This window comes from Mucilaginibacter sp. UYP27 (assembly GCF_040547175.1).
GTDB lineage: Bacteria > Bacteroidota > Bacteroidia > Sphingobacteriales > Sphingobacteriaceae > Mucilaginibacter.
Map to the genome: position 1 here is coordinate 188,994 of NZ_JBEPPE010000001.1, position 20,358 is coordinate 209,351.

18 protein-coding genes are annotated in these 20,358 nt (G+C 41.6%); 11 read left to right on the top strand and 7 right to left on the bottom strand.

Annotation, left to right across the window (positions count from 1 at the left end):
- Positions 1 to 116: 116 nt before the first annotated feature.
- Genes ABIB39_RS00725 through ABIB39_RS00740 form a run of 4 tightly spaced genes read right to left on the bottom strand, consistent with a single transcriptional unit; the run spans position 117 to position 4,715 of the window.
- Complete coding sequence (locus ABIB39_RS00725) at positions 117 to 926, bottom strand: DUF5672 family protein (protein ID WP_354426676.1); 810 nt, start codon at positions 924 to 926, stop codon at positions 117 to 119.
- Positions 927 to 931: 5 nt separating this feature from the next.
- Complete coding sequence (locus ABIB39_RS00730; RefSeq protein WP_354426677.1) at positions 932 to 2,761, bottom strand: ABC transporter ATP-binding protein; 1,830 nt, start codon at positions 2,759 to 2,761, stop codon at positions 932 to 934.
- A gap of 45 nt (positions 2,762 to 2,806) precedes the next feature.
- Positions 2,807 to 3,904 carry a glycosyltransferase family 4 protein gene (locus tag ABIB39_RS00735; protein WP_354426678.1) on the bottom strand — a complete coding sequence of 366 codons (1,098 nt, stop codon included), beginning with the start codon at positions 3,902 to 3,904 and terminating at the stop codon, positions 2,807 to 2,809.
- 43 nt (positions 3,905 to 3,947) lie between these two features.
- Positions 3,948 to 4,715 (bottom strand): glycosyltransferase family 2 protein, encoded by a 768-nt coding sequence (locus ABIB39_RS00740; protein ID WP_354426679.1) that lies wholly within the window; start codon positions 4,713 to 4,715, stop codon positions 3,948 to 3,950.
- 58 nt (positions 4,716 to 4,773) lie between these two features.
- Between ABIB39_RS00740 and ABIB39_RS00745 the strand changes: the two genes are divergently transcribed.
- Complete coding sequence (locus ABIB39_RS00745; RefSeq protein ID WP_354426680.1) at positions 4,774 to 5,886, top strand: glycosyltransferase family 2 protein; 1,113 nt, start codon at positions 4,774 to 4,776, stop codon at positions 5,884 to 5,886.
- On the opposite strand, the gene ABIB39_RS00750 is transcribed toward ABIB39_RS00745, so the two are convergent.
- Together ABIB39_RS00750 and ABIB39_RS00755 are read right to left on the bottom strand one after the other, a co-directional pair.
- Positions 5,877 to 6,677, bottom strand: a complete 801-nt coding sequence (locus ABIB39_RS00750; protein ID WP_354426681.1) for a glycosyltransferase family 2 protein — start codon at positions 6,675 to 6,677, stop codon at positions 5,877 to 5,879. The genes ABIB39_RS00745 and ABIB39_RS00750 overlap by 10 nt on opposite strands.
- On the bottom strand, positions 6,677 to 7,471 hold the full coding sequence (locus ABIB39_RS00755; protein WP_354426682.1) for a glycosyltransferase family 2 protein: 795 nt from the start codon (positions 7,469 to 7,471) through the stop codon (positions 6,677 to 6,679). The genes ABIB39_RS00750 and ABIB39_RS00755 overlap by 1 nt, the downstream gene beginning before the upstream one ends.
- 92 nt (positions 7,472 to 7,563) lie before the next feature.
- Here ABIB39_RS00755 and meaB point away from each other — a divergent pair, with 92 nt between their 5' ends.
- Positions 7,564 to 8,457, top strand: a complete 894-nt coding sequence (gene meaB, locus ABIB39_RS00760; protein ID WP_354426683.1) for a methylmalonyl Co-A mutase-associated GTPase MeaB — start codon at positions 7,564 to 7,566, stop codon at positions 8,455 to 8,457.
- A 95-nt stretch (positions 8,458 to 8,552) separates the two neighbouring features.
- Here meaB and ABIB39_RS00765 read toward each other — a convergent pair whose 3' ends face one another.
- Entirely contained in the window at positions 8,553 to 9,842 is a 1,290-nt protein-coding gene (locus ABIB39_RS00765) for an aminopeptidase P family protein (protein WP_354426684.1), read from the bottom strand.
- 256 nt (positions 9,843 to 10,098) lie between these two features.
- On the opposite strand from ABIB39_RS00765, the gene ABIB39_RS00770 reads away from it, so the two are divergent.
- The 9 genes from ABIB39_RS00770 (at position 10,099) to ABIB39_RS00810 (ending at position 20,355) form a co-directional block, all read left to right on the top strand.
- Positions 10,099 to 11,361 carry an OmpA family protein gene (locus ABIB39_RS00770; protein WP_502916136.1) on the top strand — a complete coding sequence of 421 codons (1,263 nt, stop codon included), beginning with the start codon at positions 10,099 to 10,101 and terminating at the stop codon, positions 11,359 to 11,361.
- A gap of 76 nt (positions 11,362 to 11,437) precedes the next feature.
- Positions 11,438 to 11,581 carry a DUF6728 family protein gene (locus ABIB39_RS00775; RefSeq protein ID WP_354426685.1) on the top strand — a complete coding sequence of 48 codons (144 nt, stop codon included), beginning with the start codon at positions 11,438 to 11,440 and terminating at the stop codon, positions 11,579 to 11,581.
- A 20-nt stretch (positions 11,582 to 11,601) separates the two neighbouring features.
- A complete protein-coding gene (locus ABIB39_RS00780; RefSeq protein WP_354426686.1) occupies positions 11,602 to 11,982 on the top strand; it encodes a RidA family protein in 381 nt (126 codons plus the stop codon).
- 12 nt (positions 11,983 to 11,994) lie between these two features.
- A complete protein-coding gene (gene recG, locus ABIB39_RS00785) occupies positions 11,995 to 14,103 on the top strand; it encodes an ATP-dependent DNA helicase RecG (RefSeq protein ID WP_354426687.1) in 2,109 nt (702 codons plus the stop codon).
- 53 nt (positions 14,104 to 14,156) lie between these two features.
- Entirely contained in the window at positions 14,157 to 15,545 is a 1,389-nt protein-coding gene (locus tag ABIB39_RS00790; RefSeq protein ID WP_354426688.1) for a M20/M25/M40 family metallo-hydrolase, read from the top strand.
- 66 nt (positions 15,546 to 15,611) lie between these two features.
- Positions 15,612 to 16,919, top strand: a complete 1,308-nt coding sequence (locus tag ABIB39_RS00795) for an MFS transporter (protein ID WP_354426689.1) — start codon at positions 15,612 to 15,614, stop codon at positions 16,917 to 16,919.
- Positions 16,920 to 17,255: 336 nt separating this feature from the next.
- Positions 17,256 to 18,833 carry a tetratricopeptide repeat protein gene (locus ABIB39_RS00800; RefSeq protein ID WP_354426690.1) on the top strand — a complete coding sequence of 526 codons (1,578 nt, stop codon included), beginning with the start codon at positions 17,256 to 17,258 and terminating at the stop codon, positions 18,831 to 18,833.
- Positions 18,834 to 19,526: 693 nt separating this feature from the next.
- Positions 19,527 to 20,117, top strand: coding sequence for a TetR/AcrR family transcriptional regulator (locus ABIB39_RS00805; RefSeq protein ID WP_354426691.1), 591 nt, complete (start codon positions 19,527 to 19,529; stop codon positions 20,115 to 20,117).
- A gap of 4 nt (positions 20,118 to 20,121) precedes the next feature.
- A complete protein-coding gene (locus ABIB39_RS00810; protein ID WP_354426692.1) occupies positions 20,122 to 20,355 on the top strand; it encodes a hypothetical protein in 234 nt (77 codons plus the stop codon).
- The last annotated feature ends 3 nt before the right edge of the window (positions 20,356 to 20,358 follow it).

Genomic DNA, 20,358 nt, shown 5'->3' on the forward strand with positions numbered 1-20,358 from the left:
TAGACTGCTTCATTAGTTTCTACAAACTAAATTTTTACTCTTAATACTGAATAATTAACCCTTTGAATTTCCAATAGTGCCTATATAGATATGTACATATTTATTATTGATCAGGGTTAGATGTCATATCCAAGTGTTTTAAATACAGGCCGCCAGAAAGGCAAATCCCTATCCCAAGCATGGCAGCCAAATGGTAACTCCCCTTTTAAAATTCGCATGCCCCGCTCTGGCGATTGCTCTAAAGAAAACCCGACTGCAATTTTATAGGATGGTATCTTTAAAAATTCACCTTTGCGGTTTACTTCAACACTCCAAAAAACATCCTCGCCAAATTGGTATTCGTGGCGGGTATTATAATACGCTATTTCCTCCTTCATTTTCAGGCAAGCTTTATAAAATTTATCTACGCGCCTTAACGAAAAGCCTCCATTACCTACCCTATTCTCAAATTGCAAAGGGGATGGAAGGCCATCCTTTAAAATATTAAAACGGGTGTAAAACCATTTTTTTAAGTTGGATTTTGCCGTCTTTATAACGTCGGGATAATCGTGATAATTCATCCATGGGGCACCAACATAATCGTAACCCCGGCTGCACCAGTAATTAAGTGTGTTTTTAAATACAAAAGCATCCAACTGATAGATGAGTATATACTCGTAATTTAAAAACGTTTTATAAAACGCACTATCAGTCATTAAAGCGTTATAACCGGGCACGTTGGCAAAAAATTGATCGTCGAACGAGATGATGTCTGTCAGGTATTCCTTAACCTCATCCGTCAGTTGGAGCCAGTTGGGTTTTATAGCAATTATAGGAAAATCGCCCAAAATTTTTTGGCTCTGTTTTAAGGCAAGTATTTCGTATTCGGTAATACTATCTTTATAAAAGGGTATTAATATGGCAACTTTTTCTTTTGTCCCCGTCATTCGGTTTATCCTTCGTTAAAGGTTTGCATATCTATTAACTTACGGTACAAGCCGTTTTTGTTGATCAGGTCCTGGTGGTTGCCTTGTTCAATCAACTTGCCGTTTTCCAGTACCACTATCAGATCCGCGTTTTGGATAGTGCTTAAACGGTGGGCAATGATGAGTGATGTACGGTTCTTCATCAGGTTGTTCAATGCATCCTGCACCAGTTTTTCAGATTCGGTATCAAGGGCTGACGTGGCCTCGTCCAACAACATTATTGGCGGGTTGTTTAACACCGCACGGGCTATACAGATCCGCTGGCGTTGCCCGCCCGATAGCTTTGTACCGCGGTCGCCCACGTTGGTTTCGTACCCGTTATCGGTTTCTAAGATAAAGTTATGCGCATTGGCAATTCTGGCAGCTGCCTCAATATCTGCCTGGGCGGCATTTGGTTTGCCAAAAGCGATGTTATTATAGATGGTATCGTTAAATAAAACAGAATCCTGGTTTACAACACCCATTAATCCGCGCAGCGAATCCGCCGTTACGCCTTTAATATCCTGCCCATCAACAGTGATGCGTCCACTTTGGGGGTCCATAAAGCGGGGAATAAGATCCATCATGGTAGATTTACCACCACCAGACGGGCCAACCAATGCTATGGTTTTACCTTTAGGCACAACAAGGTCTACATTTGATAATACTGCCTTTTCCTGATAAGCAAACGATACATCCTCGAAGCGGATAGCATTGTTAAAATCTTTTATAGTTGATGCATCAGGGGAATCAAAAATGGCAGGTTTTTCGTCTATTAGGCTTAGCACACGTTCGCCGGCGGCTATCCCCTGGTGGATGTTACTGAACGAATCTGAGATGGCTTTTGCCGGCCTCAGTATCTGCGAAAACAAAACGATGAATGCGATAAACTCGGCAGGTTTTAAAGCAGTGTCTTTATTCAACACCAAATTACCGCCGTATAATACGATGCCCGCAACCATACATATGCCTAAAAACTCGGATACGGGCGATGCCAGTTGCTGCCTGCGCGCCATAGCTTTGGTGATATCCGAGTACTTCTTATTCTCGTTATCGAACCTGTTTTTTATGAACGATGTGGCGTTAAAAGCTTTAATGATCCTGATACCCGAAAGCGCCTCATCCAGGTAGCTGATCATGTTACCATAGGTTTGTTGCGAGGCTACAGCCTGTTGCTTTAACCGTTTTACGATCCGTGCTATAATAAATGCCGAAAAGGGGATGATCAAAAATGAATATAAAGTAAGGCTTGGCGAGATCAGGAAAAGCATCACCAGGAAAGTAACCAACGTTAGCGGCTCTTTGAAAACAACTTGTAGCGTACCGGTTACCGAATATTGAACCACCTGAACATCTGATGCTATTTTAGAGATGATATCCCCCTTGCGCTCGTTGCTAAAAAACCCGAGGTGCAGGTTCATTACATTATTAAATACGGTACGGCGAAGGTTTAAAAGGGTATACACTCGTAAATTTTCCATAATGCGCTGCGACAGGTAACGGAAAAAGTTCCCCAGCAAAGCCGATATAACAATAGTACCACAAACAAATTTTAACGCCCCGCCGGTACCATAATTATTAATAGCATAGCGCACGTAATAATTAAAGGTTGCCATGATATCTATAAACGCAGGCTTCGGCCCTAATGGTAAAAATGTATGCACCTGGTTATTGGCAAACAGCGTGGTTAACAACGGCGCCACCAAAGCCAGGTTTAACGTGCTAAATATTACAGCGAAAAGTGTAGTAAGGATATAGGGTATTGCAAATTTCTCAATCGGTTTTGCAAATGATAATAAACGGAAATACGTTTTCATTTAAAAAGTTAAGATGCAAAATTATACAAATTTGGTTATGTATAGTTAAATGCTTTTTATTAACGCCTTGTAAACCTGTATGGTATTATCAACGCAGCTATCAAATGTAAAGCTTTGCAACCGTTGCTTGCCTTTTGTGATGAGCACCCGGCGGATATCATCGTCATTTAAAACCTTGGCTACCGCCTGTTTTATGGAAGTTCCATCCATTGGGTCGAAGTATAAGGCGGCATCGCCGGCTATTTCGGGGAAACAGGTTGCGTTGCTGCATACCACCGGGCAATCATTGGCAAAGGCCTCCAGCAACGGTAAGCCAAAGCCTTCCTGGTAAGACGGGAAAGCGAAAACTGTTGCCTGGATGTACAATTGTTTTAGCTGCGCATCGGTTACAGTTAGCTGCCGGCATTGTGCAGAAATGTTAAAGTCTGTTACTATTAATTTTTCTTCCTGAGTAAAAAGGCCACCACCTGCACATATCAGATGCAGGCTTTTATCGTGTTGTAATAAACTGCCTATACATTTAATAAAGGTTGCAAAGTTTTTATAAAAGGCGCGGTCGCCAACAAACAAGATATATTTGGCAGGCAGGATCAACGCGCTTGCCGATGTTTGGTTTAGGATATATCCGTGGTGCACAACCTTAATTTTACCTTCAACCTGCGGATAATAATTGATGATCTGCTGTTTGGTGTATGCAGAAATAGCGATAATCGTTCCTGCCTGTTCTATTAGCTGCTTTTTCCTGGCGATTACTTCTGTCGCATCGGGGAAAAAATGTGGGAGCGCTTCGTGGATCATATCGTGTACCGTAATTACGAATGGCGTTCTTACGATGTCTAAAAAATAGGTGTCGTAATAGGTTGGATGGAAAATATCATAATTACCCTGTTTAATTAGATAGTTAGCGTAGCGTTTATTCCAGCGGAACAAGCGGTTGGTGTGACCGTTAAATATCTTCCGCCCAATTACATTATTTAGGGGCAACAATCCCTTTGGCAGGTAAGCATTTTCTGAATAGAGGGCGGCGATAGTGCTTTTTATGCCGGGCCTTTTATTGAGCCCCTCGTTTAATCCTGCGAAATAGCGGGTAATGCCGCCATACTTTTGAGTAGAGAAATATTGATGATCGAATAGTATTTTCAAGTAACTGTTATTTATAAGCAGGTGAATTGCATTTGGCCATTAATTAAGGGTTTACCGCCCGGAAAACCCCATCTGGTTTACGTTTCTCTTTTAGTCTTTTCAACAAAAACCGCAGGTAGGTAAACCAACTCATATTTTCTTTAATGAGAGATAACTTATCCTCCTGGAACAAATCATCGGTTGCTACTGAAGAATAACCTTTGGTACTGTAAAAAGCTACTTGTATAGGCCAGTATTGTTTCTTAAAGTTTTTATTACCCCAGCAAGCAATATTGAGTTCGTAATCTGCCAGTACTTTGTACCTTGTATTGTAACTGTACTTTTTAAAAACCTTTGCAGGGTAAAATATGGTTTGATGGTTTATGCAAAATTTAGCGAGCCGGTACTCGGTAAATTCGCCTAAAAACAAGGGTCCATCTGTTTCAACATCGCCGTAATATAGCGTATCAGGCTTTCGGAGCAGCGAGGTCATTTTACCAAAGCCAGGCAGCAGCCTGTCATCGGCACCCATAAAATACACCCATTTGCCCTTAAAAAGACCTGCACCCTTATTTAAAGCATAATAGATGCCATTATCAGGCTCACTTTGCCATAGTGTGATGTGCTCATCGTATTGCTGTAAAAGGTCAATAGTACCATCGGTACTATTGCCATCAATAATAATAAGTTCAGTATTTTGCGGCGCATGCGCTGTAATGGATTTGATGGCGCCTTCTAAAACCTTTGCGGCATTATATGTTGCTATAACTATACTTACCACCGGGTTGTAGCTGCTTGTACCATTCAAATGTTTGCTACCGCCTTGTATCATCTTACAATAAAACTGTAAAATTATTAAATTAGTTTATTTTTGCCCAAAAAAAATCAGAGTGGTTGCTATAGATGTTGTAATACCTTCTTTCAGGCTAAACGCGGTCACACTGTTGCCCATATTAAACTTGCAAACGCCCGCAAATGCTATAGTTAAATTTTATTTAGTAGCAGATAACCCCGCTGTTGTACCGCATCAATCTATCATGCAACTTGTTGATAATGAGAAAATATTTTTGACTATAAACAAGGTTAACGAAGGCGCTTCAGTTACCCGCAATATTGGTATAGAGGCAGGCCAGGGCGACTGGATCCTATTCTTAGATGATGATATCGAAGTTTTGCCCGATCTGCTGTTTGCCTATAGTGATGCCGCTCTACAAAACCCTAACGAAATTGGCTTTATTGGCGTGGTTAATTTGCCTGACATATCAACGCCGTTTGCACACGCTGTTAACGCCAATGGGTCTATGAGTATGTTTGCCATTGCTAAACACAAGCAATCTTTTGCTTGGGGCGTAACCGCCAATTTTATGGTAAGCCGTAAAGCAGTGGGCAATGTGCGCTTCTCTGACATATACCCCAAAACTGGTGGCGGCGAAGACGTAGAGTTTTTTATCCGCATACGCGAACTGCACAACTTCAAAAATTACAAATGCATCAATAGTGCCGATGTTACCCACCCCTGGTGGAATAATGGCCAGCCAGATTTTAAGCGATTCTACAGATATGGTAAAGGCATAAGCCATTTACCAGAACGCAACCCGCGGTACAGCTCATATAGTTTTTTAAATACGGTTGAAACCTTGTTTGTGGCCCTGCTGATATTGGGGATTGCGATGGTCATAGATCCTCAAAATAGATACCTGCGGCTATTTCCTCAATTTATACTATTAACAATTGCTTTAGAGTATCTTGTAAGCTTAAGAATAGCTGTAAAAAACAAGCAGGGTTTTATACCCCTTGTAGCTTTATATGTTATGGCGTTACGCTTAAATAGCGAGGCTGGTGTTTTATTTGAAACCCTGCTCAGATTTAGGCTTGCCGGTTTAGGCGAGCGTTTTCACTTTGATGGGCGGACAAAAAAGAGCCATTTTTCTCTTAATACCAATAAGATAATTAAGCTGGTTTTTTATTTATTGGCAATATGCTATGCCATTTATCAATATTGATCTAACCCTTTAATACAAAAGGTGCTTTTCGCTTCTATAGTTTGCTTTAGCAGGTCATTATTTGTATCAAACCCTGTTTTATTGTTTTCCTGATGATAAAGGTGATAAACTATGCCGCCAAATTTCAGTGACCGCTTTGTTACGCCACTATTAACCAAGCGAATGGCTATTTCATTGTCCTCCCTTCCCCAGTTAACCAATGCTTCATTATAACCATTAACCTTAATAAGATCCGTACGCCAAAAAGCCATATTACAACCGCGCAAATAGTAGATATCATTTACCTTATATGAGTTTGACAAGAATTTTGTAAGCGTTCGCGAGCGGATACCGTTCAATTTATTTTTAACGCCGTTGTTATAAAAATTTATTTTAATACGGTTTGATTTGAGCAATACAGCCGAATAAGCCTTATCCAACAAAACTCTGCTCCCGCCGGTAAAAGTACCGGCTTCGCTAAAAGCTATATGATCAGCAACGAACATGGGATGTAAGATCAGGTCGCCATCAATTTGTATAATATAATCGCCTGATGATGCAGCTATGCCTTTGTTCCTGATCCGGGCCAGTTGAAAACCTTCGTCGGGTTGCCAAACATGTTTTATAGGAACAGCGAAATCCTGCTGAAAAGATTCGATCAATAACCGGGTCTCCTCTTTTGATCCATCATCGGTAATAACAACCTCATCCGGCAAAACCCTTTGTGCCTTCACACTTAACAGGCATAAGTGTAAAGCCGCCGGCCAATTATAGGTTGATATATTTAACGATATTTTTACCTTGCTTTGCATTAAATAATCTGGCGGTAGCCGTTTGGGGTTTGTTTAATTTTGTCATGCTTAACCTGCTCAACAAGTTCGCGTTGCTTGGGCTCATTGCTTTTGCCCGAAACAGGGTGATACAAATGATACTGCACGGCACAAAGTTTAACGATTTTTTTAATTACACCTATATTAATAAAGCGGGCGGCCAGTTCTTCATCTTCGTGCCCCCAACCTTTAATACTATTATCGTAACCATTTATATTAATAAAATCTTCTTTCCAAAAAGACATGTTGCTGCCACGTACGCTATTTGAAGACATCTTAGTCCGTGCGCCCAAAAACCTTAACGCATATAACCGTAGTGCATTGTTACGGTGTTTAAGCCCGGCAGTAAATACGGATATATTAATACTTTTATTATTTAATAGTTCCTGTGTTTTTTGAGGCGTAAGCATAGCGCGTGTGCCCCTTATAAAGGCTTTAGGTTGTGCCGACCTTAAATGATCAGCGATAAAATGTTTCTCCAATATCACGTCGCCATCAATCTGAACAATGTATGGTGCTGTACTTTGTTTAATAGCCTTGTTTAAAATAATGGTTTTTTGAAAGCCCTCATCGGTATGCCATACATGTAAAATTGGTACCGGAGATAATTTTTTATAATCGTTTACCAATTGCCGTGTTTCATCGCCAGAGCCATCATCGGCTATAATGATCTCGTTTGGCATTTTTGTTTGCAACAAAACGCTTTTCAGACAAAGTTCAAGTGCTGCTGGCCAATTATAGGTTGATATTACCAATGAAGATTTTAAACTATACATAATTATGTTCGCTGCAAATATAATTATCTAAGCTTGCCCATTTATATTATTATGGCTTGATTAAATATCACGTATTTTTGTTTCTTTGAAACATGCCCGTATCCACACCAAATATAACCCCTACCTGCACCGATTTTAGATCGGTAGCGCGGGCGTTGACTATTGTGGAAAACAGCCTTGCCGGCAGCGCCCAGCTTTTAAAGAGCCTTACCTTTAATATACATACACCTATTATAGGTATTACCGGCCCGCCGGGCGCCGGAAAAAGTACGTTGGTTAATGCCATTATTAATAACCTGGTGCAGCAGGGTAAAAAGGTGGCCGTACTGGCAATCGACCCTACCTCACCTTTCAATTTTGGCTCACTACTCGGCGACCGCATCCGCATGGCATCGCATTTTAACCACCCGGATGTTTTTATCCGCTCGCTGGCTACGCGTGGTTCGCTTGGTGGCTTGTCTGCCAAGACCATCGAAATGACGGATGTATTACGCGCATCGGGCTTCGATCATATCATAGTAGAAACCGTTGGCGTAGGGCAATCAGAAGTGGAGGTTGCCGGCCTTGCAGACCTAACCTTTGTGATGCTGGTACCTGAGGGCGGCGATGAGATTCAGAACATTAAATCGGGGTTGATGGAAATTGCTGATGCCTTTATCATCAACAAAGCTGATAGGGATGGCGCCGACCTCTTCATCAACAACCTTAAAAAGATATTGCAGCAAAGCAAGGATGGTAAGCTGCCCATTTTTAAAACCGTGGCATCCAAAAACGACGGGATAGATGCCATAACCGATTTTATACTATCAAACCATAAAACAAAAAACACTCGCCGCCAACTGCTGCTTACCCAAAAGGTCTACAATATTATCCAACAAAATAAAATGGTGGGGATTAATAAACAAAAGCTACAGCAAGACATTTCCGAAGCCGCAAAAGAGGGCGATTTTAATCTATATCGGTTTGCAGAAGAATACTCAAAATAACACTCAGGACATTTAGACCTAAACAAGAAAGCCCTTTAATATATTAAAGGGCTTTCTTGTTGTGTTGACTCTTATTCTTACCGTCTTAATACTCTTTATGAGTTCATCAACTCTTCAATCTCTTCTGCTTCAATAGGGATATGTGCCATCAGGTCGCGGTTACCATCCTTGGTGATCAAAATGTTGTTTTCTAAACGGATGCCTAAACCTTCTTCGGGGATGTAGATACCCGGCTCGCAGGTTAGGATATTGCCAACCTCGAATGGTTTGTAACGACTGGCAAAATCGTGTACATCTAAACCCAGGTGGTGCGATGTACCGTGCATAAAATATTTTTTATATAAAGGCGCTTTAGCGTCTTGCTTATCCACATCGTGTTTCGAAAGTAAGCCAAGGACAATCAGTTCGCCTGTCATTATTTTGCCCACCTCGTCGTGGTACTCGTTCCAAACCGTACCGGCAACGATCATTTTACTTGCAGCACGGAAAACGCGCAGCACAGCATCATATACCTGCCGCTGGCGTTTAGTAAAGCGGCCGTTAACCGGGATAGAACGGCTCATATCCGCATTGTAGTTGGCATACTCTGCAGCCCAGTCAAATAATATCACATCACCATCATTACAAACCTGGTTGTTATCTATATAATGTAGCACAATAGCGTTTTTACCAGATGCTATAATTGGGCTGTAAGCATGGCCTGTTGCGCGCTGTTTTAAAAATTCGTGGGTTATCTCGGCCTCTATTTCATACTCGGCCACACCGGGTTGTACAAATTTTAGTACGCGGATAAAAGCGTCTTTGGTAATATCACATGCTTTTTGGGTGAGTGCAACCTCAATTTCCGACTTTACAACACGCAGATCACGCAGTGTAGGTGCCGACCTTTCGTAATGGTGCAAGGGGTACTTTTGGCGCAGTGTCTCCAGCATTCGAAAATCGCGGTAAGGTACAGTGTGCGCATATCTATCGTTCTCATTAGTATTGATATATATATTATCTGCGTAGTTTATGATACTATGCAACACAGTATCATATTCTTGCAGCCAATATATGTTTTGGATTCCCGATGTTTTGCGCGCTTCCTCCTTAGTGTACTTGTGTCCTTCCCAAACTGCAATATGTTCGCTGGTTTGTCTTAAAAAAAGTACTTCTCTGTATTGCTGATTAGGACAATCAGGGTATAAAACCAATATACTTTGCTCCTGATCTATCCCCGTAAGGTAAAAAAAATCGGGATTTTGCTTAAAAATGAAGTTTTGGTCGCCATTTCTCGGGTATTCGTCATTGGAGTGAAAAATGGCAATAGAATTGGATTTAATTCGCGAAACGAAATTTTTTCTATTATTTGTAAATAACTGTTCGTTAACAGGTAGATATTTCATGAACAATAAAATATTAAATTAAAAAAAAACAAACATTACTACAGTTTGTAGTAGATATTGTGAATTTTGGAATAAAAATTGGTATTTGTTTCAAACATAATTACTAATTTTGAAAAAAATCACAAATAAATCGTTTAATCTTAAAACTATGAATTACTCTACATTAAAGAAATCAGTAGCATTGTCATTTGCTTCTCTGCTGGTTGCTGGTATGGTAAGTGCACAAACAGACAGCACTAAAACTATGACCACAACTATGGCAGACACAACAATGTCATCAACCATGTCTACCGCTAAGGTATTTGGCGGCAGAGGTCAGTACAAAACCTGGAGCATTGGCTTGAACGCCGGTGTTACTTCACCAGCTCTTGCGATCGGCGGAAGAATGAATAACTTCTCAAACAAAGCGCTTGAGTTAGGTTACGGTATCTCGGTAAGGGATCAATTGGGTCACAACTTCGGCTTACAATTAGATGTACGCGGTGGTAAAGTATCTGGCGACAATGGCGCATCTGTTGGTAATTACACTACTAAATTTTATCAAGCTACTTTAAGTGGTGTTGTTAACGTTGCAACTATCGACTTTATCCGTCGTAAAAACTCTGTTAACTTCTTCTTAAATGCAGGTGCTGGTTTAGCTATGTACAACCCAACCGGTAACTACCCTGTAACTGGTACTCCGTTTGATTATAAAAACGGTGCAACTGGTGGTAACGTTGGTACAGACAAATACGTTAAAGAATTGGTTATCCCGGTTGGTGCTGGTGTTAAATTCCGTTTAAGCGATGTTGTTGCTTTAAACTTGGGTTACACAATTAACTTTATCGATGGTGGTAACTTTGATGGTGTTACTAACGGTGTAAACACAAAAGATCGTTACTCTTACGGTTACGGTGGTTTAGAATTCACTTTAGGTTCAAAATCAAAACCGAGCTTAGAATGGGTTAACCCGGTAGCTATGATGTACGACGAATTGTACGATGCTGCTTTACGTCAGGAAGTTGAAGCTCTTAAAGGCCGTGTAACCAACGTTGAAAACGCAGTTACTGATCTTAAGAAAGATTCTGATGGTGACGGTGTATCTGATCAATTTGACAAATGCCCTAACACTCCTGCTGGTAGCGTTGTTGACGGTTCTGGTTGCGTTATCGTATTCCCTAAAGCTGATTCAACTGCAATGGCTTCTACTGGTACTGCTTACTCAAACATCCAGTTTGAATTTGATAGCTCAGTATTAAGAACTTCGTCTTACCCAGTATTAGATGCTACTTCAGCTGACTTACGTTCATCTGGTAAAACTGTTGAGATCGATGGTTACGCTTCATCTGAAGGTACTGCTGCTCACAACATATCATTATCACGTGACCGTGCTAACTCTGTAAAAACTTACTTAGTTAACTCTGGTGTTGCTGCATCAAAATTAAAAGTTAAAGGTTACGGTGAAACTAACCCGATTGCTGATAACTCAACTGAAGAAGGACGTGTTGCTAACCGTCGTGTTGCCTTCAAACAAAGATAATATCTAAATAAAATATTATTTAAGAAGCCCTCCGAATAACTCGGAGGGCTTTCTTTTTTTTTATTAAATTTGTGTTATGTACTTCTTTAGAAAAAAGGACCCAAACAGGCCAACCAGCTTTAACCTAAAGGTTATGCATATTATAAATGCTATTGCCATTTGTATGTTTGTGGCCGGCATCACCTGGAAACTTATCCAGTGGTTTATTCTGAAAAAGTAATACCTCAACATAACACCATCATGAAAACAATCATCAACACCAATAATGCCCCGGCGCCAATTGGCCCATATAGCCAGGCTGTTGCCGCAAAAGGTTTACTGTTTGTATCCGGCCAGATCCCAGCCAACCCAAAAACAGGCGAGATAGTAACAACCGGTATTAGCGATGAAGCTATCATGGTAATGAAAAACCTTAAAGCGATATTGACAGAGGCTGGTATCGGATTTGACAGCATCATAAAAACCACCATCTTTTTAACTGATATGCAAAGCTTCGGGCAGGTTAACGAAGTGTATGCGTCGTACTTTACAACTGATTTCCCGGCGCGGGAAACGGTACAAGTATCTGCGTTGCCAAAAGGTGTCAATGTAGAGATCTCTGTAATTGCTTTAAAGCCCTGATCTATATAAAAATTGAACAGTCAGCATTTTCAAACACCCATTGAGTATTTAAAAGGTGTAGGCATAGCCCGTGCGGATGTGCTTAAAAAGGAATTGCAGATAAACAATTTTGAAGACCTGTTACGGCACATCCCTTATAAATATATTGACCGTACGCGATTTTATAAAATAAAGGATATCCAACCCGATATGCCCTATGTGCAGGTACTTGCACGAGTAAACAAAAAAGAACTTATTGGCGAAAAGCGCACCAAACGTTTAGTAGTGCAGGCCAATGACGATACCGGCACAATAGAACTGGTATGGTTTCAGGGGATTAAATGGGCCGAGAAGATGCTGGTGCCAGGCAAGGTGTATGTGATATTTGGCAAGCCCGGCTTTTTTAATCATAAAGCCCAAATGGCTCATCCGGAGATGGACCCTTATTTGCCCGGCGCACCGATACAAAAGGGTAACTTAACCCTTCAGCCTGCTTACAACTCTACCGAAAAGTTGAAGCAGTTTAGCTTGGATAGCAAAGGCCTTCAAAAACTAATTGCGGCCCTGCTTGAGCAAACTGCAAAAGACATCCACGAGAATTTACCTGCTTATATCCTTAACCGTTTTAAACTGGCAGGCAGGCAGGAGAGTTACCGCAACATCCATTTCCCTAATGATGCCAACCAGTTAAAGGAGGCACAATACAGATTGAAGTTTGAAGAATTATTCTTTCTGCAACTAAAACTGCTAAAGAATAAACTGATGCGCACGCAAAAGTTTAAAGGGAACATCTTCAATAAAGTTGGCCACTACTTTAATGACTTTTACCACGATAAATTACCTTTCGAGCTAACCAATCCGCAGAAGCGGGTGCTAAAAGAGATCCGTACCGATACCCAGCGCGGTGTGCAAATGAACCGTTTGCTCCAGGGTGACGTGGGCAGCGGCAAAACGGTGGTGGCACTAATGAGTATGTTGATAGCCATTGATAACGGTTTCCAAACCTGTATTATGGCACCTACCGAAATTTTGGCCAATCAGCATTACCAAACTATAAAGGCCCTGGTAGGCGATGGCTTTATTGAAGTCGCCCTGCTCACCGGATCGGTGCCTACCAAAGCCCGAAAGGGTATCCACGAAAAACTGGAAAATGGCTCACTTAACATCCTGATAGGTACGCATGCGCTTATAGAGGATAAAGTGCAATACAAAAATCTGGGCATGGTGGTTATTGACGAGCAGCACCGCTTTGGTGTTGAACAACGCGCTAAGCTTTGGCGCAAGAACATCGTTCCCCCGCATATCCTGGTGATGACGGCTACCCCAATCCCCCGTACCCTGGCTATGACCATGTACGGCGATCTTGATATATCTGTAATTGACGAACTGCCGGCCGGCCGCAAGCCCATCAAAACCGTACATTTTTACGAGGCGCAACGCCTGCGAATGTTCGGTTTCATGAAAGAAGAGATTGCCAAAGGCCGCCAGGTGTATGTGGTATATCCGCTTATAAAGGAAAGCGAAAAACTCGACCTTAAGAACCTCGAGAGCGGCGTCGAGATCATGACACGGGAATTTCCATTACCTGATTACCGCATCAGCATAGTACACGGCAAACTTAAACCCGCCGGAAAGAATTTTGAAATGGAACGCTTTGTAAAAGGCAAAACGCAAATAATGGTAGCAACTACAGTGATAGAGGTTGGTGTAAATGTACCCAACGCCTCCGTTATGATCATTGAAAATGCCGAGCGTTTTGGCCTCTCGCAATTGCACCAGTTACGCGGCCGTGTTGGCCGCGGCGCCGAACAGTCGTTTTGTATCTTGATGAGTAACGAGAAGCTAAGCAACGATGGCCGCATCCGTTTAAATACCATGGTTAAGACCAATAACGGCTTCGAAATAGCTGAGATAGATATGCAACTGCGCGGCCCCGGTAACATCGAGGGCACCCAGCAAAGCGGTGTGTTAGACCTTAAGGTTGCCGACCTTACCACCGATCAGGAAATACTGCAGCAAGCCCGCGACTGCGTTATCGAAATTTTCGAGAAAGACCCTCAACTGGCCGCACCCGAAAACCAGATCCTAAACCTTGCCTTCCAGGCTCAAAATGCGGGTCTAAACTGGGATAAAATATCATAAGGCAGCTATTAAAATGCGTGGCAAATATTACATTTGCTTAAACGCATCTTATCATGAAAAAATCCTTTCTCCTTTCCATTGTTTTATTAGCAACAGCGATATCGTCGCAAGCACAAGACTCCTTACAGATCCGCAAGTTTTATGACGAAGCCCTGGTTAACGGCCAGTGTTACGAGAACCTGCGCTACCTGTGTAAAAAGATAGGCCAGCGTCTAAGCGGCTCGGCAGGTGCTGCAAAATCTGTCGAGTGGAGCAAGAAGCTGATGGATGGTTACGGATTTGATAAAGTTTACCTGCAAGAGGTGATGGTACCACATTGGGTACGCGGCGCAAAAGAACAGGGGTATATTATAGATGGCAAAACCAAAATATCGGTGCCAATAGCTGCCCTGGGCATGTCTGTTGGTACACCTGCTTCAGGCATCACCGCAAATATTGTAGAGGTTCGCAGTTTAAAAGAACTGGATGCCCTTGGCGAAAGCGTTATAAAAGGTAAGATCGTGTTTTTTAACGGCCCGTTCGATCAGCGTTTTATTGAGACAGGCGCGGGCTATGGCTCTGCAGGTGTACAACGTTTTGCAGGGCCGGCGGCGGCGGCCAAATATGGCGCGGTTGGTGCAATAGTACGTTCGATAACCCCTGCGCTTGACGATTATCCGCATACAGGTGGCACCGTTTATGCCGAGGGTGGCAAGAAGATCCCGGCAGCAGCAATATCTACGTTGGCAGCCAACAAGCTGAGCAATATGCTTAGGCTGCGTAAATTTCCGCTTATTAAATTCTACTTTAAACAAAGCTGTCAAACCCTGCCCGATGTTAAATCATACAACGTTATTGGCGAGATAAAGGGCAGCGAGAACCCAAATAAATTCATCACCGTTGGCGGCCACCTCGATTCGTGGGACCTGGCCGAGGGCGCGCATGATGATGGTACAGGCGTAATGCAATCTGTAGAGGTCTTGAGGGTTTTGAAGGCGACCGGTTACAAACCAAAAAATTCTATCCGTGCGGTATTTTTCATGAACGAAGAGAATGGCCATAAAGGCGGCTTGAAATATGCTGAAATTGCTGCCGCTAACAAAGAAGAACACATTGCTGCTATAGAAACCGACGAGGGCGGTTTTACCCCTCGTGGTTTTAGCTTTGAAGGCGCATCAGCATCATTCTTAAAAGACCTTAACAAAAAATGGAAACCGCTGTTTGAACCCTACGAGGCCGACAGACTTATTGCGGGTGGCAGCGGTACAGATATTGGTCCATTAAAAGAAACCATCCCTTCTATTATGTTAATAGGTTTCAGGCCAGATTCGCAGCGATACTTCGACATCCACCACACACCGAACGATGTGTTTGAGAACGTGAACAAACGTGAGCTTGAACTGGGGGCCGCAGCCATAACCGCATTGGTTTATCTGATAGACCAGCACGGTTTAAATTTTTAATGATAATACTTTGAGGCCGCATCTTACTATTGTAAATTGCGGCCTCATTTCTAATATACTACCATAGTGCCAGACGACGGAACAATAATACCCAAAACCGATTCTTTTGCCGCCCTTAAATACAAAGATTTTAGATCTTACCTGGGCATGCGGTTTTGTTTTACTTTTGCCTATCAAATGCAAACGGTTGTGCTTGGCTTTTATATTTACCAGTTAACGCACAGCAAAATTGCGTTGGCTTTTATTGGTTTAAGTGAAGCGATACCTGCGGTGGGCATAGCCCTTTATGGCGGCTACATTGCCGACAAGTATGAAAAACGCAAAATGCTGCTCATTATTTTTGTTGGCGTATTTATCTCATCTTTTGTGATGTTTATTACAACGCTTACCAACGTGGCATCTCAATTACACACCAATGGCATACTGATGATACTGTACGCCATGATATTTTGTAACGGCCTTGCCCGTGCCTTTTATGGCCCGGCAACCTTTACCATATATGCCCAAAGCATACCTAAAGAGCTTTACCCTAACGGCAGTACCTGGAGCAGCTCCAGCTGGCAAGTGGCATCTATACTTGGGCCGCTTACCGGAGGTTTTATTTATGGCTTTGCACATCACGTCATCCCGGGCTTAAGCGGCATTACTGCAACCTTTGGCTTAACGTTAATATTTATGCTTGTATCGCTTATATTGGTATATGTGCTGCGCGAGTACCCCCCGGTTTTTATACCAAAAGAAAATATTTGGGTGAGTCTTAAAGAAGGCCTCAACTTTGTCTTTACCAACAAAATGATGTTTTATGCCATGAGCCTCGACTTGTTCTCGGTGTTTTTTGGCGGCGTTGTGGCCTTGCTGCCGGTTTTTGCCCTTGATATATTAAAGGTTGGAGCCGAAGGTTTGGGTATCATGCGTATGGCGTCATCATTAGGCGCGGCATTAACCATGCTGGCCATGATCCGTTTTTCGCCTATGAATAAACCATGGCGCAATTTATTAATAGCAGTTGCAGGTTTTGGTGTATGCATAATAGGCTTCGGCCTTTCAACTGTATTTTACGTGTCGCTGGTGTTTTTGTTTTTACAGGGTGCGTTCGACAGCGTGAGTGTTATCATCCGTGGCACTATTATGCAACTTTTAACGCCAGATCATATGCGCGGCCGGGTATCGGCAGTAAACTCTATGTTTATTGGTTCATCTAACGAGATAGGCGATTTCGAATCAGGCATGGCTGCTAAGTTATTCGGAACCATCCCGGCGGTTTTGTTTGGCGGCAGCATGACGCTTGTGATCGTGACTATCACCTTCCTTAAAACCAGAAAATTGATTCCGCTGTCATTAAACCAAATACACGAACCCGGGCCCGTTAAATAACGTACACGTTTAAAAGGTGAATGCCCCCTTAATTAAAGCTTTATTGTACACTTGCTTATTGAATAATATATCGACCTTTAGTAATTTAGCACATAATTGATCCCCTACTTATAACTATTACTTGACGGTTTGATTTCAAAGTATTTAAACCTTGTGCCATTAAGGCTAATTGGCATACCTATAGTATGGTTAATATTGACAGTACCCCTATTTTCTTATGTTGCCAGACAGCGAGAAAAGCCCGTATATCACCCGAATATTTTCAATTCTCTTAAAGATACTGCCGTAGCCAACCGCATAGACTTAGCCCGAATTTTATATAAGGATTGCCGTAAAATGACCGAGGCAGATGCCATGCATAGCCTGGACGACCTTGCAGTTATTGCAGAAGATCTGAACGACCGGTCTCTTATTTGCGCTACCTATGACCTGCGTGCCGATTACTACTCCGTAAATCGCGGATATAACCAAATAAGCAATAAGTATTTTGACCAGGCAATCGCTTTCGCTCAAAAAGAAAAGATGCAGTTGGAAGTCGGCATCTACCAGCATCGTAAAGCAAATTATTACTTCCTGTATAAGAAAAATGCGGAAGCTTGTCGTTATTACCTCCTGTCTGAACAGAATTTTCGTGAGGTTGGCTTTGATAACGTGCCGGGTATGGGTAACCTTTTTTCGGAGGCATCCAACTTCTACTACTACCTTGGCGATTTTGAGAACGCCCGCCAGAGCCTCCGCCAAGCTTTAAAGTATCAAACAAAAATATCCCGCACGCGCATTAATATTGTAAATACCATCGGCCTCACTTACCGCAACGACGGGCAGTATAAAGACGCGTTAGTTTACTTTACCAATGCCTTAAATATGGCAAAGATAAGTAAGGATACTATTTGGATGGGTATTACAACAGGCAATATAGGCTCTGTTTATTTTCTGCAGCACTATTACGAAAAAGCTATCCCGCTTATAACGTTCGATTATCTAACATCAATTAAGTACGATCAAAAACAGAATTCGGCCATTGCTTTATTACGTTTGGTTAAAATAAATATAGAGCAAGATAACCTTAAGCTCGCAACAGCACAATTGAACAATGTTGACAAAACCCTTGCCTTATGCACAGAAGACGTGCTTGGGCAAAGGGTAGATTATTATGAACTGAAGGCTACAATAAGCGAAAAGAATAATCAAATTAAGGATGCGATAAGGTACCGCGATGATTCGGAAAAACTACGCGAAATAGTATCAAAGCGTGATAATATAGCGGCTATAGAGCGCGTGCGCATGCAATGGATTACTGAAAGAAGCCGTGAAGAATTTGACAACTTAAAAAAAAGCACGCGAATAGATACCTTCAAATTATATAGCGTTATAGTAGTATTAATATTGCTTATAATAATAATAGCATTGGTATATAACCGCCAAAGGCAAAAGGCTAATAAAGATAAGGACTTGCTGGCATCAGAAAAACGCAGGGTTGATGAGGAATTGAAAAATGCAACAATGGCACTAAACGGGTACACCGAAAATCTGACTCAAAAAAACAACCTGATAAATGAGATAAAGGCCGAACTGGAAAACATACAACTTAAATACAGTGGATCTGAAGTAGCGGAAAGCCTTGATAAAATGATGCAAGCACATATCATGACCGAGGATAACTGGGTTGAGTTTAAGAAGCTGTTTACTCGGGTGCATAATACTTTCTTTTATAACCTCCGCCAGGCCTACCACAATTTATCGGGCACAGATGTACGTTTACTTGCGTTAATTAAATTGAAACTTAACAACCGCGAAATGGCAAGTATGCTGGGCATTACTATTGATGGCGTAAAAAAGGCTAAACAAAGGCTCCGAAAAAAAATGGAAATTTCTGAGGATGACGAATTAGACCACATCATAAACACGCTTTAACAACTCTAAAAGCTATATATAAAATTTTGTCCTGATTTTGTCCACCCTGAAAATTCTTTAAATGTGTACATTATACACCATATTTGATAATCAATTCAACTTATTTAAGACGCTGTATTAAACGCCTTAATTAAAAATTTGTTAACAAATTACTTTTTACGCAATAACTGAATGATTGTTGCTAAATTGGCACTTTAACCTTATTAATTGTTAGCCTTGATTACCCCTACAATGGAAACAAAACAAAAAAAAGCCTGCCCGCATTGCGATAAAGGCAAGCTCACCAACCGCGCGCGAAGGCCGGCCTTGATGAAGGCAACACTTTTTTGGTTGCCTATAAAAAGATATTCATGCAATATTTGCGATAAAAAATCATATGTGTACGGCTCCGTTTGGGAAGACACAAATAGAAAAAACTCTAATTAATGGGATTTAGAAGGGGATTATAAACCCTTTTTCCCTGAAGCTATCGAACCCTGTGCCGTTAAGTTACTCTGCTCCAAATTAGTAGCATTGATAATTTATACGGCATTTTTTTTGACAATTCTCCCAAATCTTCCGGCTTCCGGCAGTTTAAATATAAACTGTGCTTTTTGACTCGCAATCCCTTGTTCGGCACCAATAAACAATTAAATTGAAATAAATTAATAAATGAATGAATATTCATTTATATTTGCATCTTGATTTATTTAGATGCGTGTAAGAAATTCAGATAAAGTACAATTGGTTAAGCAAACCGCTATTGAGTTGATCGTAAAAGATGGATTGGAAGGCTTTAGCATGAATAAGTTAGCTAAGGCTTGCAATATTTCTGTAGCTACGCTATACATCTATTACAAAGATCGCGACGACCTGATCCTGAAGATCGCCATGGAAGAAGGAACGGTAATGGCAGAGGCCATGATTAAAGATTTTAACCCCGATATGCCTTTTGAAGACGGTCTGCGCAGGCAATGGCTAAACCGTTACGCATATATAAAAGATAAACCGCAGATAAACTCCTTTTTTGAACAACTGCGTACATCCAGTTACCAGGAGGAATTTCTTGCAGGCTTTTTAACCGAGTTTAAAGTTACCATGAGCAAGTTTATGCATAACATAATAGACCGTGGCGAAATTGAGGTTATGCCATTTGAGGTTTACTGGTCTATTGCATTTTCTCCCTTATACAATCTTATCCGTTTTGATAACGAAGGCAAAAGTATGGGCGGCAAGCCCTTTAAACTTACCGACGAAATGCTTTGGCAGGCCTTTGAATTGGTTGTTAAAGCCCTTAAAAAATAAGCTTATGAACACAATAGAAAATTTTGACCACATACTGCTTTTTAAAACCAACGTTAACTGCGATGCCGATAAACTGCTGCTGCATACCGTACTTGATGCCAACCCCGATATACAATGCTGGAACGTAGACCTGGACGATGAGGATTGCGTTTTGCGGATAGTATCGTACACAATAAGCCATCCACAAATAATTGAATTAATGAATAACCACGGCTATTACTGCTGTGAATTAACCTAACCA

Excerpts from the sequence above, each read along its gene's own strand:
- ABIB39_RS00725 (WP_354426676.1), bottom strand. The coding sequence starts at position 926 with ATGACGGGGACAAAAGAAAAAGTTGCCATATTAATACCCTTTTATAAA.
- ABIB39_RS00730 (WP_354426677.1), bottom strand. The coding sequence starts at position 2,761 with ATGAAAACGTATTTCCGTTTATTATCATTTGCAAAACCGATTGAGAAA.
- ABIB39_RS00740 (WP_354426679.1), bottom strand. The coding sequence starts at position 4,715 with ATGATACAAGGCGGTAGCAAACATTTGAATGGTACAAGCAGCTACAAC.
- ABIB39_RS00750 (WP_354426681.1), bottom strand. The coding sequence starts at position 6,677 with ATGCAAAGCAAGGTAAAAATATCGTTAAATATATCAACCTATAATTGG.
- ABIB39_RS00755 (WP_354426682.1), bottom strand. The coding sequence starts at position 7,471 with ATGTATAGTTTAAAATCTTCATTGGTAATATCAACCTATAATTGGCCA.
- meaB (WP_354426683.1), top strand. The coding sequence starts at position 7,564 with ATGCCCGTATCCACACCAAATATAACCCCTACCTGCACCGATTTTAGA.
- ABIB39_RS00765 (WP_354426684.1), bottom strand. The coding sequence starts at position 9,842 with ATGAAATATCTACCTGTTAACGAACAGTTATTTACAAATAATAGAAAA.
- ABIB39_RS00770 (WP_502916136.1), top strand. The coding sequence starts at position 10,099 with ATGGCAGACACAACAATGTCATCAACCATGTCTACCGCTAAGGTATTT.
- ABIB39_RS00775 (WP_354426685.1), top strand. The coding sequence starts at position 11,438 with ATGTACTTCTTTAGAAAAAAGGACCCAAACAGGCCAACCAGCTTTAAC.
- ABIB39_RS00780 (WP_354426686.1), top strand. The coding sequence starts at position 11,602 with ATGAAAACAATCATCAACACCAATAATGCCCCGGCGCCAATTGGCCCA.
- ABIB39_RS00790 (WP_354426688.1), top strand. The coding sequence starts at position 14,157 with ATGAAAAAATCCTTTCTCCTTTCCATTGTTTTATTAGCAACAGCGATA.
- ABIB39_RS00800 (WP_354426690.1), top strand. The coding sequence starts at position 17,256 with ATGACCGAGGCAGATGCCATGCATAGCCTGGACGACCTTGCAGTTATT.
- ABIB39_RS00805 (WP_354426691.1), top strand. The coding sequence starts at position 19,527 with ATGCGTGTAAGAAATTCAGATAAAGTACAATTGGTTAAGCAAACCGCT.
- ABIB39_RS00810 (WP_354426692.1), top strand. The coding sequence starts at position 20,122 with ATGAACACAATAGAAAATTTTGACCACATACTGCTTTTTAAAACCAAC.